This window comes from Streptomyces sp. NPDC059696, from assembly GCF_042733745.1.
Taxonomy (GTDB): Bacteria; Actinomycetota; Actinomycetes; order Streptomycetales; family Streptomycetaceae; genus Streptomyces.
The window spans coordinates 264,599-277,560 of record NZ_JBHWFG010000008.1; the positions used below are offsets into that span (position 1 = coordinate 264,599).

Below are 12,962 nucleotides of genomic sequence, written 5' to 3' on the forward strand. Positions count from 1 at the left end.
TCCGGACAAGCGCTTTCTGAGTCGGCCGGGACGCCGACTCCGGGTGAGCATCCCGCCCGTACGCACCGTACGGCAGACGCACGAGGGCGTGCTTGTGCGACGCCGGCCGTCATGGCCGGGGACGCCACCCGTCAAGGCGACGCGGCCGGGCGAGGCCGTGCCCCGGGAAGCGACATCTCTGCACAATGCACCCGTGCCGCCTCGGCTGGCGCCGTGCTTCTTCCGCTACGAAGAAAAGGGATCGAAGATGATCAGTGTGGGTGTGCGGCGCTCCCGCCGACTCGGCCGCGGCGGCATACGCCGCGTGGTTCCCCTCGCTGCCGTGGCCACGGCAGGTGCTCTTCTGCTCACCGCCTGCGGGTCGGGGTCAGGCTCCGGCGGTACCTCCAAGTCGCTGACGTTCTGGATCTCCACGGTTCCGGGGCAGGACGCGGGCTGGAAGAAGATGGTGTCGCAGTACAAGAAGGACACCGGCGTCACCGTCAAGCTCGTCAACATCCCCTACGACGGCTACACGACGAAGCTGCACAACGCCGCCCAGGCGAACTCCCTGCCCGACGTGGCGGCCGTGCCGGCGCTGGACCCGATCTGGTCGGGCAAGCTGATCGACCTCAGCTCCATCGCCGGCAAGAAGAGCAACAAGATCAACGCCAACTTCCTCGCCAAGGACTCGTCCGGCAAGGTGCTGGCCATCCCCTCGGACGTCACCGCGTCCGGTCTGTTCATCAACAAGTCGCTGTTCGAGAAGGCCGGCGTCTCCTTCCCGACCTCGCCGCAGAAGACCTGGACCTGGACCGAGTTCATCAAGACGGCGAACAAGGTCCGCGAGAAGACCGGCGCCAAGTACTCCCTGACCTTCGACCAGTCGCCCTCCCGCCTGCGCGCCATGGTCTACGAGATGGGAGGGAAGTACGTCCACGCGGACTCCTCCGGCACGTTCTCGGCGGACGCGGCGACCAAGAAGGCTGTGAACACCTTCGTCGGATGGAACGACAACAAGACCATGCCGAAGTCGGTGTGGACCAGCGGCGCCGACCCGGCCGCCATGTTCCAGAGCGGCGACGTGGTCGCCTACTGGTCCGGCGTGTGGCAGGTCGCCGCCTTCTCCGAGAGCATCAAGAAGTTCGACTGGGCCAGCGCCCCCACGCCCGCCCAGCCGGTGCAGGCCAGTGACGTCAACAGCGGCGGCATGATGGTCGGCTTCAACAACAACGGTGACGCGGCCTCCGCCACGCAGAAGTTCCTGTCCTGGATCTACGAGCCCGACCATTACCGCGTGCTGTGCGAGGCCTCCGGATTCCTGCCGGTCGAGAACGGCCTGAACCCGAAGTACCCCTTCAAGTCCGAGGCGGCGCAGGCGGCGTTCAAGCTCTACAACGACTCGATCCCGCTGTACGCCCCGATCTCCGGCTACTTCAACAGCGCGCAGACGCAGTGGGTGCTGAAGGGCAAGAGCCTCGCCGAGGACCCGACCAAGACGGAGCTCGGCAAGGCGATCAACGGCCAGCAGTCGCCCGACAAGGCCCTGGAGAACATCGTGGCCGGCTACAACCAGCAGGTCGGCGGCGGATCGTAGGCCGCGCGGCCGGGCGGCGGGGGTGAGACACCGCCGCCCGGCCCCGGACAGGCCCCGCGATCCAGGGCTCATGGCGTGAGCCCACCTGCAATCCCTTCCACCAGCACGGAGTCAGGAAGATGACAAAACGCGCCTCGGACGTGTCCGCGAGCCCGCCCAGGAGACGCAGTAAGTACACCCTTGCGCCGCTCGTCCTCATCGCGGCCAACGTCGTGCTCTTCGCGCTGTTCTTCGTCTGGCCGGCGGTGATCGGGCTCCTCTACTCCTTCACGAACTACACGGGTGTGGGGGTGTTCCAGTGGGTCGGGCTGGACAACTACCAGCACCTGTTCGGGGACTCCACGTTCTACGACGCGCTGAGCCGGACGCTGCTGTACACCGTGCTGTTCGTCCCGCTGAACTTCGCGCTCTCGCTGCTCGCGGCCAACCTGGTGGTGAACAAGCACGCCAAGGGCTCGTCGGTCGCCCGTGTCATCTTCTTCATCCCGTGGCTGCTGTCGCCCATCGTCGTCGGCGTCCTGTGGCGGTGGCTGTTCGGTGAGAACTTCGGACTGGTCAACTACGTCATCGAGAAGCTCGGCGGCGGCGCCGTCCCGTGGCAGTCCAACGCGGACCTGTCGCTGCTGGTGGTGGTGATGGCGGCGGCCTGGGCGTGGACGGGCTTCACGATGCTGCTGTTCATCGCGGCGATCAAGAACGTCCCGGTGTCGTACTACGAGGCGGCAGAACTCGACGGCGCCGGTTCATGGCGCAAGTTCGTCAGCATCACACTGCCGAGCATCGCGCCCACCTCGTTCATCGTCATCCTGCTCAACACGATCAACGCGATGAAGGAATACCCGGTGTTCGTCGCCCTCAACAACGGCGGACCCGGAACGTCGAACAACCTGATGGTGCAGTACATCTACGAGACCGGCTTCAAGCGGGGCCAGATCGGCTACGCGAGCGCCGCGTCGTTCGTGCTCATGCTCATCCTGATGGCCGTCGCGATCGTCCAGCTGATCGTCAACCGGCGGGTGGAGAACCGATGACAACCACAGACATGCCACGCCCGCTCGACGCCGACACCGAACAGCCCGTACCCGCCAAGCGGCCCCGCAACGCGGCCACCGGCGGGCTCCGGCGGGCGGTGCCCGCGACGACACTGCTGTGGATCCTGGCGTGCCTGTACGGTCTGCCGGTGCTGTGGTTCATCCTCAGCTCCCTCAAGCCGGCCGGCGACCTGTTCTCCTATCCGCTGACCCTGGTCCCGCACAACCCCACCCTGTCCGGCTTCAAGGCGGCGTGGGACAGCGCCAACTTCTCCCAGTACTTCGTCAACACGGCCCTCGTGTGCGTGATCACGACGATCCTCACGGTGGGTGTCAGCTGCTGCACCGGATACGCGCTGGCCAAGTACGACAACAAGTGGCTCAAGGTCTTCTTCGTCTGCATCCTGGCCACCACGATGCTGCCGTCCGAGGTCATGCTCGCCCCGGAGTTCCTGGTGGTCCGCAACCTCGGCCTCTACAACTCCTTCGCCGGCATCATCCTCCCGGCCGTGCTTACCGCGACCGGATGCTTCATGTTCCGCCAGTTCTTCCTGACGGTGCCCGACGAACTCGTCGAGGCCGCGCGCATCGACGGCGCCAAGGAGCTGTCGATCTTCCTGCGGATCATGGTGCCGCTCTCCCGGCCCATCATGCTGACCCTCGCCATCCTGTCCTTCCAGTGGCGCTGGAACGACTACATCTGGCCGCTGCTGATGCTCAACGACCCCAGCAAGTTCACCGTGCAGATCGGCATCCAGAGCATCGTCGGCGCGCAGAACATCAACTGGTCGGTCCTGCTCGGCGCATCGGTCATCTCCATGATCCCCCTGATCGCCATCTTCCTGGTCTTCCAGCGCTACGTCATGGGCGCCGACATCAACGCCGGACTGAAGGACTGACCTTGCCCACCCCGCTCGACCACGAGTTCCTCCGTGCGGTGGCCGCGGCCGCCGACCGGGAGGCCGCCCCGCTCGCGGCCGCCCCCGACACGGAACCGGCAGGCGCGGCCCACCGCACCCTGGCCCGCCGGGTGAAGACGCTGATCGCGGCCTACCGGTCGCCGGACTCCGCCCTGCACGGCAGCGCGCGCGCCGTCGCCGCCGCGACGACCCACCTGCGCGCCCTGCGGGCCACGCAGACCGCCACCGGCCTGTTCGCCGGCGGTGACAACGTGCAGTCCCCGCCGGACTCGGCGTTCACCGTCAACGACGTGTGCGACGCGCACGTGCTGGCCGCCGGTGCGGGCCCGGAACTGGACGAGGTCACGGCCGCGCTCGCCGGGATCGCCCGCGCCGCCTCGGGCAGTCTGCTGACGGGTGGCGTGCACACCCCGAACCACCGCTGGGAACTGTGCGCGGCGCTGGCCCGGCTGCACCGGTCGTTCCCCGACGAACGGCTCCGCGACCGCGTCGAGGAGTGGCTCTCGGAGGGTGTCGACATCGACGCGGACGGCCTGTACTCGGAGCGGAGCGCCAACTACGCCGCCCACGTGTCCAACCCGTCGCTGCTGCTCTTGGCCGACGTGCTCGACCGCGCCGATCTGCGGGACGCCGTCGAACGCAATCTCGCCGCGACCCTGGACCTCATCGGGCCGGACGGCACGGTGGAGACCGTCCTGTCGCGACGGCAGGACCAGAACCGGCCGTTCCCGCTGGCGCCCTACCTGCCGCACTACCGGCTGCTCGCGATCCGCACCGGCCGGGGCGACTTCAGCAGGGCCGCGCGGCTGGCGGCGGCCGGCGGCATCGACGACCCCGACCTGCTCGCCGGGACACTCCTCACCCCCGACCTGTGCCACCCGTTGCCGGCCCCGGCCGCGGAGACACTGCCCCGCGAGCGGTACCTCACCACCGCGCGCCTCGCCGTCCGCGCCTCGGCCGCTGCACACACGGTGGTGTACGGCGGCTCCGACGTGCCCGCGCACCGGCGCATCCGCTCCGGCCTCGCCTGCAACCCCACCTTCCTACGGCTGTTCGCCGGGGACGCGGTCCTCGACGCGGTCCGTCTCTCCCGGGGCTTCTTCGACCTCGGCCCGTTCCGCGCCGCCGAGGTGCAGCGGCCGGCCGACCACCGGTACCGGCTGACCGAGACCCTCACGGCCGCCTACTACCAGCCGCTCCCCGCGGAGCTGCGGCGGGCGGACGCCGCCTACCGCGTGGTGGACGAGGGGCGCTTCTCGGCCGCGATGTCGTTCGCGGACCGGCCCCGGGACGAGGTCTCCCACACCACCCGCGTCGAGGTGGACCTGCGGGAGGACGGCGCCGACCTGCGGATCGACCTCAGCGGACCCCGCGTGCCCTGGGCCCTCGAACTGACCTTCCGGCCCGGTGGCGTACCCGAGGGTGCCGCACCGCTCGGGGAGGGGCGCTGGTGCCTGACGAAGGGGCCGGTGACCTACCGGGTCGGTGAGGACGCGATCAGCGTCGAGGCCGACGTCGAGGCGGGCGAACCGCTGGCCGGACCGGACCGCGGCGACCTGCTGGGCTACGACCCGGGACAGGACTACACCGTGGTCGGCGGCACCGACGCGACGACCGGAAACCGCCTCTACCTCGGCGGCCACGGCCCCCAGACGCTGACCCTCGCCCTGCGCGCCCACCGGACCGCACCTGCGGCGTGACACGGACGACCCACGCGGTGGCCCCCGGCGTCACCGGGGGCCACGCGCGTGCCGCTCCCGCGTGTCGGCGGCCGGGGTCCGCACGGGCGGCGCCTGGGCCGCGAGCTCCCTGAGGGGATCACCGCTCAGCCTGCACACCTTCCACTCGTCCAGGAGCTCGGCCCCGAGCGAGGTGTAGAAGTCGACGGCCGGTGTGTTCCAGGCCAGGACCCACCACTCGAAGCGGTCGTACCCGTTGCGCCTGCACGTCGCCGCGAGGGCGGCGAGCAGGGCCTTGCCGTGCCCCGCGCCGCGGGCGTGCCGACGGACGTAGAGGTCCTCCAGATGCATGCCGCGGGTCCCCGTCCAGGTCGAGAAGCGGGGGAACCACAGGGCATAGCCCACCACCCCACCCGTGGCGTCGTCCTCGGCGATCAGGGCGAACGCCGCGGGGTGCTCCCCGAACAGCGCCGCGCCCAGCTGCTCCCCGGTGGCCCGGGCCTGCTCCTCCGCCCTTTCGTACGCGGCGAGTTCGCGGATCATCGTGCGGATCTCGGGGATGTCGTCCAGGGTGGCGGATCGGATCATGCGGCAGATCATGCCCCATCGCGAAACGTGGCCCGCCGGCGTGGCATCGCCGGCTCCGGTACCGCCAGGTCCGCCCGCGCCCGGGTCGTCGCGACCAGCTCGGCGTTGCGCTCGTCCGAGCGGGACACCCACGCCACCGCCTCCTCGTGCGTCTTGCCGAACCGCTCGTGGCGGGCGACCAGACGGCGCACGCGCTCGCGCTCGGGCAGCTCGCAGAACCACACCTCGTCGAGGAGGCGACGCACGCGGGACCAGGAACCAGTCTGCAGGAGCAGGTAGTTGCCCTCGGTGACGACCAGTCGTGCGCTCGGCGGCACCGGGAGGGCACCCGCGATCGGCTGTTCCAGGGCGCGTTCGAAACCGGGCGCGTAGACGATGTCGTCGCCGGGCTCGTCGCGCAGCCGCCGCAGCAGGGCCGCGTATCCCGCGACGTCGAACGTCTCGGGTGCTCCCTTGCGGTCCCGGAGACCGAGGCGCTCCAGCTCGGCGTCGGCGAGGTGGAAGCCGTCCATGGGAACGTGCGCGACCCAGGGCTCGCCCGTGCCGTTCAACTCCCGCACCAGGTGCTCGGCCAGCGTCGACTTCCCGGCGCCGGGACCGCCCGCGATCCCGAGGATCGCACGGCCGCCGTCCCGGGGGAGCGCCCGGGCGCGGTGGAGGAGGTCGTCGAAGGTGAGCGGCACAGGGAGAGTCTGCCACCCGGGCCGGGCGCGCACGCCGGACGTCCCCCCTCGCGCCCCCGGCATGTGGCGTGCGCCACTCGATGGAACATCTCCGCAGGGGGAACCGGTCCTGTATGACGCAGCTCGGTCTTCCCGAAAGCATCCACGCCTGTCTGTTCGACCTCGACGGCGTCGTCACCAAGACGGCCGTCGTGCACGCGGCCGCCTGGAAGGAGATGTTCGACGCCTTCCTGCGCGAGCGCGACGGCGCGGACTTCCGGCCGTTCGAAGCGGCGGACTACGACGAGTACGTCGACGGGCGGCCACGCGCCGACGGTGTGCGCACCTTCCTCGCCTCCCGCGGCATCGACCTGCCCGACGGCGACCCCGACGACCCACCGGGCGCCGAGACGGTGCACGGCCTCGGCAATCGCAAGAACGACCTGGTCCTCGAGAAGATCCGCACCGACGGCGTCGAGGCCTACGACGGCACCCTGCGCTATCTGGAGGCCGTCCGCGCCCACGGACTGAGCACCGCCATCGTCTCCTCCAGTGCCAACTGCCGTGACGTGCTCCGCTCGATCGGCGCCGAGCACTTCTTCGACGTGACGATCGACGGCGTCGTCGCCGCCGAGCGCAAGCTGCCCGGCAAGCCGCACCCCGACACCTTCCTCGCCGCCGCCGAGGACCTCGGCGTCGAGCCCTCCCGGGCGGCCGTCTTCGAGGACGCCCTGGCCGGCATGGACGCGGGCCGCGCCGGGCGGTTCGGATACGTCGTCGGAGTCGACCGGGTCGGGCAGAGCGACGCGCTGTACCGGCACGGCGCGGACACCGTGGTGCGGGACCTCGCCGAACTGGGGGACACGCAGTGATCACACAGCGGGCGTACGACGTCGAGCCCTGGACCGTCCGCGAGAGGGAACTCAACCTCGACGTCCTGGCGCAGAGCGAGTCCGTCTTCGCCCTGTCCAACGGGCACGTCGGCTGGCGCGGCAACCTCGACGAGGGCGAACCGCACGGCCTGCCCGGCTCCTACCTCAACGGCGTCCACGAACTGCACCCGCTGCCCTACGCCGAGGCCGGCTACGGCTACCCCGAGTCCGGCCAGACCTCCATCAACGTCACCAACGGCAAGGTGCTGCGCCTCCTGGTCGACGACGAGCCGTTCGACCTGCGCTACGGGCGGCTCGTCACCCATGAGCGCACGCTCGACCTGCGGCGGGGCGTCCTGGAACGGGTCTGCGAGTGGACGAGCCCGGCCGGCTCGACCGTCCGGGTGCGCTCCACGCGGCTGGTGTCCCTCACCCAGCGCGCGATAGCCGCCGTGGCGTACGAGGTGGAGCCGGTCGACAGCCGGACCCGCGTGGTCGTCCAGTCGGAACTCGTCGCCAACGAGAGCCTGCCCGAGCCGGACGGCGATCCGCGTGCCGCCAAGGCACTGAAATCACCGCTGGAGCCGGAGGAGGACCTCGCCGAGGGCAGCAGGCTGCGGTTGGTCCACCGCACCCGCCGCAGCGGCCTCAGGGTCGCCGTGGCCGCCGACCACACCGTCACCGGACCCGAACGGACCACCACCAGCAGCGAGAGCAACGTGGACGTGGCCCGGCTGACCGTCACCGCCGTCCTGGAACCGGGGGAGCGGCTGCGCGTGGAGAAGCTGGTCGCGCACGGCTGGTCCGGCGTCCGCTCCCGGCCCGCGATGAGCGACCAGGTCGAGGCCGCCCTGGCCGCGGCCGCGCACAGCGGCTGGCAGGGACTCCTCGACGATCAGAAGGCGTACCTCGACGACTTCTGGGCGGGTGCCGACGTCGAGATCGACGGCGACGAGGAGATCCAGCAGGCCGTCCGCTTCGCGCTCTTCCACGTCCTCCAGGCCGGTGCCCGCGCCGAACAGCGCGCCATCCCCGCGAAGGGGCTCACCGGGTCCGGCTACGACGGCCACGCCTTCTGGGATTCGGAGGCGTTCGTACTGCCGCTGCTGACCTACACCGCGCCGAAGGCCGCCGCCGAGGCCCTGCGCTGGCGCCTCGACACCCTGCCCGCCGCCCGGGAGCGCGCGACCCAACTGGGCCTGCGCGGAGCCGCGTTCCCCTGGCGCACCATCGACGGCTCGGAGGGCTCCGCGTACTGGCCGGCCGGCACGGCGGCCTTCCACGTGGCCGCCGACATCGCCGACGCCGTCGTCCGGTACGTGGCCGTCACCGGCGACGAGACCTTCGAACGCGAGGTCGGCGTGGAGCTCCTGGTGGAGACCGCCCGGCTGTGGCGCTCCCTCGGCCACCACGACGACCGGGGCACCTTCCACATCGACGGCGTCACCGGACCGGACGAGTACAGCGCCATCGCCGACGACAACACGTACACCAACCTCATGGCCCGGGCGAACCTGCTGGCCGCCGCCGACGTCTGCAAACGCCACCCCGACGAAGCCGCGCGACTCGGCGCCGACGACGAGGAGACGGCCGCCTGGCGGGCCGCGGCCGAGGCCATGAACGTCCCCTACAACGACGAGCTCGGCGTCCACGAACAGCACTCCGGCTTCACCCGCTACCAGCGCTGGGACTTCGACCGCACCGGTCCGGACCAGTACCCCCTGATGCTGCACTTCCCCTACTTCGACCTGTACCGCAAGCAGGTCGTCAAGCAGGCGGACCTGGTGCTCGCGATGTACACCTGCGGCGCCTTCTTCGAGGAGTTCTTCGACGAGGAACAGATCGCCCGCAACTTCGCCTACTACGAGCCGCTGACCGTCCGCGACTCCTCCCTGTCCGCCTGCGTCCAGGCCGTGATGGCCGCCCGGTCCGGCCATCTCGACCTGGCCGCCGACTACACGGCCGAGGCCGCGCTGATGGATCTCGGCGACCTGGAGCACAACACCCGCGACGGACTGCACATCGCCTCGCTGGCCGGCACCTGGATGGCGCTGGTCGCCGGGTTCGGCGGCATGCGCTGCAGTGACGGCGCCCTGCGGTTCGCGCCCCGCCTCCCCGCGCGCTACCGCCGGCTCGCCTTCACCGTCTGCTTCCTCGGCCGGTGCCTGCGCGTGGAGATGACCGCCGACCGGGCCACCTACACCCTGAACTCCGGACAGCCCCTGACCATCCACCACCACGGCAGCGAACTGACCGTGAGCGAGGACGCCCCCGTCTCCCGGCCCGTCCCCGAGCCGACCCACCGCCCCGCCCCGAGCCGGCCCCCGCACCGCGCCCCGCGCACCCGCTGACCCGCGTCCGGCGGGGTCAGGCACTTGGCCCAGCACCGCCCCGCACGCCCCGGCCCCGCGGGTTAGCTTGATCGGGATTTCCGATCGACGGGGAAGGGGCGGACCATGCCCGACGGCGCGAACGCCATCCTCGTGCAAAGGCGAAGACACGACCGGGCGGCGGCCACGCGTGCCCCCCGCGGGCAGCGTGGCACGCCGTCCCTCGCCGCCCTGGCCGCCGTCTTCGTCCTCGCACAACTCGTCCTCGTCCGGCCCGTCCTGGGTCTGGGCTGGGACGAGATCGTCTACGTCAGCCAGGTCACCTCGCACCATCCCGCGGCCTTCTTCAGCGCCCCCCGTTCCCGCGGCGTCTCCCTGCTGGTCGCGCCGGTCGCCTCCTGGTCGTCGTCCGTCCCGCTGCTGCGCGTCTACCTCGCCCTGCTGTCCGGCCTCGCCCTCCATCTGGCCCTGTGCACCTGGCGGGGGCTGTTCCCCACCCGTGTCCTGGTCGCCGGCGGGGCCCTGTTCGCGTCCCTGTGGATGACCCTCTTCTACGGTCCGCAGGCCATGCCCAACTACTGGGTCGCGATCGGCGCCCTGACCAGCGTCGGCTGCTTCCTGCGAGCGCGGGCGGAACGTTCCTCAACAAGGGTTCTGTGGGGCCTCGCGGCGGGCGGCGCGCTCATGGCCTGGATGCGTCCCACCGACGCGGTGTACGTGGCCGTGCCGCTGCTCGTCCTCGCTCTGGTGCGCCGCCACTGGCGTCTCCTGCTCGTGCTCGCGGCCGGTCTCGCCGCGGGCGCCGTGCCCTGGGTGATCGAGGCGTACCTGAGCCACGGCGGCCTGGGGGCGCGGCTGGCGGAGGCGTCCCGGATCCAGGGCGGGCTGGGCTGGCAGATCGCCGTCGACGATCAGCTGCGCAGCCTGGGCGGCCGGGCCCTGTGCCGGCCGTGCACGGGGCCGATGCCCAGCCCCCTGGTGACGCTCTGGTGGTTCACCCTGCCCGTCCTGGCCGGTCTGGGGCTGCTCGTCGCGGGCCGGGCCCGGCGCCTGGAGCGGAGCCTGGTCCCGCTGGCCTGTGCGACCACCGCCGCCCTTCCGTACCTCTTCATGATCGGCTACGCGGCCCCGCGCTTCCTCCAGCCCGCCTACGCGTTGCTCGCGATCCCGGTCGCCGACGCGCTGTGGCACCTGGTCAGGGCCCCGGGCGGGGCCTGGCGCCCGGTGGCCGCACCTCTCGTCGCGCTCGCTCTGGCCGGGCATCTCGCGGCGCAGCTCGCCGTGCTGGACGGCGCCGTGACCCGCAACACCGACAGCCGCCGCGACTGGTCCCGCACCGCGGACACCCTGCACCGGCTCGGCGTCCGCCCGCCCTGCCTGCTCACCGGCCACGAGGCCATCCCCCTCGCCTACTACACCGGCTGTTCCTCGGGGGCGACCTCCGGGAACAACGAGAACATGACGGTCGCCGGCGTCCTGAGCACCGCCGACCGCCTCCCGGTCGCCCACCTCGCGGAGGCCGGTGGCACCCCGGCCCGCTACGCCCGTTCCTGGCCCGTCCACCGGATCTCGGACCTCGACGTCCGCATCGCACCCGGCCCCTGACACCCCTGCGACGCGTTCCCGGTCGCCCGGCTCAGACAGGAGTCGGTCGACGGTCACGATCGAGGGGGAACGGCATGGCGGCGAACGAGCACGAGGCGCTACGAGAAGTCCGGCTTCCACGCGGAGGGCTCCGGATCGCCGTACGCCCGGGGCGCGTTGTGACACCGTACGGGCGCACCCGCCGCCGTCGGAGTTTTCGCTTCCATGGACAAGACCTGCCACGGCCTTTACTGCACATCACTTGCAGCTGCCCGGGGATGGCGAGAGGCTGGCACCGCAGCCGTCCGTCCGACAGACAGACCTCCCCCCGATGACGGCCGCCCCTGAGTCCACTCCGCCCCTCCCCGCCCCGGCCCCCGCCCAGCGCACGGCCGGGCGCCGCGTCCGCGCCTCCACGCGGCGGGAGTGGACCAGGGCCGGGGGGATGGCACGCTTCATCCTGGCGCTGCACGTGATCGGCTGGTTCGGCCTCGTCGTGGTCGTCGCCCCGCAGCACCGGGTCATCGGCACCCAGACCTTCGGCATCGGCATCGGAGTCACCGCGTACACGCTCGGTGTGCGGCACGCCTTCGACGCCTGATCACCTGGCCGCCGTCGACGACACGGCCCGCAAGCTGATGGGGGAGGGGCAGCAGCCGCTTCCGGTTCTCCCTCGGCCACTCCAGCGGCCACTCCAGGGTCGTCCTCGCAAGACGTTCGCAGTCCCGCCCGGCCGGAGCACGTCCGCCGAGGTTAGAGCCCGCGTAACGGGAAACGCGGAACGGACAGGCGAGACGAACGAGCCGAGCAGCGGACAGGAAAGGCAGGAGTGATGGGCACGGAACCGATGCGCCCCGAACCGATGGCGGACGACGTGTACCAGCCCACCGGTACCAACGAGGAGCAGGAGGACGCCGCGCCGCTGGACCTGCAGGACGCAGTCGACGAACGGACCTACGACGACACGCTCGACGAGGGCTACTCCCCGCCGGAGAAGCCCCTGGGCGTCACCAAGCGCGGCACCACCGCGGCCGAGCAGCACGAGGGCGAGAGCCTCGACGAACGGCTGGCCCAGGAGGTCCCGGACGTGTCCGCCGAGCCCGCCGGGGACGGCGTGGGCGACACGCCCGACAGCGACGGCGAACCGGTGGACCCCGAGGCGGGCACGGCCCGCTCCGGCCGCCTGGTCGCCCCGGACGAGGGCGCGCACCCCGACACCACGAAGGAGTCCGTCGCGTCCGACGTCGGCATCGACGGCGGAGCGGCCGGCGCGGAGGAGGCCGCCGTGCACGTGGTGGAGGACGACGACGCGCTGCCCGAGACCGACGGCAGGCCCTGACCCGCCCGCCGGGGCACGGTCGTCCCGGCACGCACGAGGCCACCGGACCGGACGCAGCCGCGCCGGACCGGTGGCCTTCCGCGTGCCCGGCCTCTCCGGGCAGGGCGGGCCAGGCCGTGTCCGCAGAGTCCCTCCTGCCCCACGACCCCTGGCACGCACGCTCACCGCACCGGACACGGTCCCGTGTACGCCCAGCACGAGGGACCGCGTCCGGCACGCCGAGAGCACGCGCCGGACGCCACAGGGCCCGCCCTCCGGGCGGACGAAGAGACTGTGCGGATACGACCTAGGTGTACTGCCCAGGGACGTTGGTCAACCTGGTGACGGGTGGTTTGCCGCCGGTCGCGGTGTGGGGGCGGTGGTGATTGTAGTGATGGAGCC

The 12,962-nt window shown here is 71.4% G+C and carries 10 protein-coding genes and 1 pseudogene; 9 read left to right on the plus strand and 2 right to left on the minus strand.

Annotation, left to right across the window (positions count from 1 at the left end; all coding sequences use genetic code 11):
- Positions 1-247: 247 nt before the first annotated feature.
- From ACFV20_RS11885 to ACFV20_RS11900, 4 genes are all read left to right on the plus strand, one after another.
- The gene (locus ACFV20_RS11885; protein ID WP_385655283.1) at positions 248-1,576 is read left to right on the plus strand and encodes an ABC transporter substrate-binding protein; all 1,329 of its coding nucleotides are present in this window, start codon (positions 248-250) and stop codon (positions 1,574-1,576) included.
- Positions 1,577-1,695: 119 nt separating this feature from the next.
- The gene (locus ACFV20_RS11890) at positions 1,696-2,607 is read left to right on the plus strand and encodes a carbohydrate ABC transporter permease (RefSeq protein ID WP_385655284.1); all 912 of its coding nucleotides are present in this window, start codon (positions 1,696-1,698) and stop codon (positions 2,605-2,607) included.
- Positions 2,604-3,506: a carbohydrate ABC transporter permease gene (locus tag ACFV20_RS11895; RefSeq protein ID WP_385655285.1), complete on the plus strand. Its 903-nt coding sequence runs from the start codon at positions 2,604-2,606 to the stop codon at positions 3,504-3,506. The genes ACFV20_RS11890 and ACFV20_RS11895 overlap by 4 nt, the downstream gene beginning before the upstream one ends.
- Before the next feature lie 2 nt (positions 3,507-3,508).
- Positions 3,509-5,227: a hypothetical protein gene (locus tag ACFV20_RS11900; RefSeq protein ID WP_385655286.1), complete on the plus strand. Its 1,719-nt coding sequence runs from the start codon at positions 3,509-3,511 to the stop codon at positions 5,225-5,227.
- Positions 5,228-5,257: 30 nt separating this feature from the next.
- Here the strand turns inward: ACFV20_RS11900 and ACFV20_RS11905 are convergent, their stop codons facing one another.
- Together ACFV20_RS11905 and ACFV20_RS11910 are read right to left on the minus strand one after the other, a co-directional pair.
- Positions 5,258-5,794: a GNAT family N-acetyltransferase gene (locus tag ACFV20_RS11905; protein ID WP_385655287.1), complete on the minus strand. Its 537-nt coding sequence runs from the start codon at positions 5,792-5,794 to the stop codon at positions 5,258-5,260.
- Positions 5,795-5,802: 8 nt separating this feature from the next.
- Positions 5,803-6,477: a nucleoside/nucleotide kinase family protein gene (locus ACFV20_RS11910; protein ID WP_385655288.1), complete on the minus strand. Its 675-nt coding sequence runs from the start codon at positions 6,475-6,477 to the stop codon at positions 5,803-5,805.
- A 113-nt stretch (positions 6,478-6,590) separates the two neighbouring features.
- Between ACFV20_RS11910 and ACFV20_RS11915 the strand changes: the two genes are divergently transcribed.
- From ACFV20_RS11915 to ACFV20_RS11935, 5 genes and pseudogenes are all read left to right on the plus strand, one after another.
- Complete coding sequence (locus ACFV20_RS11915; RefSeq protein WP_385655290.1) at positions 6,591-7,328, plus strand: HAD family hydrolase; 738 nt, start codon at positions 6,591-6,593, stop codon at positions 7,326-7,328.
- On the plus strand, positions 7,325-9,679 hold the full coding sequence (locus tag ACFV20_RS11920; protein WP_385655292.1) for a glycoside hydrolase family 65 protein: 2,355 nt from the start codon (positions 7,325-7,327) through the stop codon (positions 9,677-9,679). The genes ACFV20_RS11915 and ACFV20_RS11920 overlap by 4 nt, the downstream gene beginning before the upstream one ends.
- 105 nt (positions 9,680-9,784) lie before the next feature.
- Positions 9,785-11,263, plus strand: a complete 1,479-nt coding sequence (locus ACFV20_RS11925) for a hypothetical protein (RefSeq protein WP_385655294.1) — start codon at positions 9,785-9,787, stop codon at positions 11,261-11,263.
- Positions 11,264-11,573: 310 nt separating this feature from the next.
- Positions 11,574-11,910, plus strand: a pseudogene (locus ACFV20_RS11930) (HoxN/HupN/NixA family nickel/cobalt transporter); the annotation flags it as partial.
- 179 nt (positions 11,911-12,089) lie between these two features.
- A complete protein-coding gene (locus tag ACFV20_RS11935; protein ID WP_385655323.1) occupies positions 12,090-12,581 on the plus strand; it encodes a DUF5709 domain-containing protein in 492 nt (163 codons plus the stop codon).
- Positions 12,582-12,962 lie beyond the last annotated feature (381 nt).

Bases quoted from the DNA above. Each gene is read 5' to 3' on its own strand.
- ACFV20_RS11885 (WP_385655283.1), top strand. From the start codon at position 248: ATGATCAGTGTGGGTGTGCGGCGCTCCCGCCGACTCGGCCGCGGCGGC.
- ACFV20_RS11890 (WP_385655284.1), top strand. From the start codon at position 1,696: ATGACAAAACGCGCCTCGGACGTGTCCGCGAGCCCGCCCAGGAGACGC.
- ACFV20_RS11895 (WP_385655285.1), top strand. From the start codon at position 2,604: ATGACAACCACAGACATGCCACGCCCGCTCGACGCCGACACCGAACAG.
- ACFV20_RS11905 (WP_385655287.1), bottom strand. From the start codon at position 5,794: ATGATCCGATCCGCCACCCTGGACGACATCCCCGAGATCCGCACGATG.
- ACFV20_RS11915 (WP_385655290.1), top strand. From the start codon at position 6,591: ATGACGCAGCTCGGTCTTCCCGAAAGCATCCACGCCTGTCTGTTCGAC.
- ACFV20_RS11925 (WP_385655294.1), top strand. From the start codon at position 9,785: ATGCCCGACGGCGCGAACGCCATCCTCGTGCAAAGGCGAAGACACGAC.
- ACFV20_RS11935 (WP_385655323.1), top strand. From the start codon at position 12,090: ATGCGCCCCGAACCGATGGCGGACGACGTGTACCAGCCCACCGGTACC.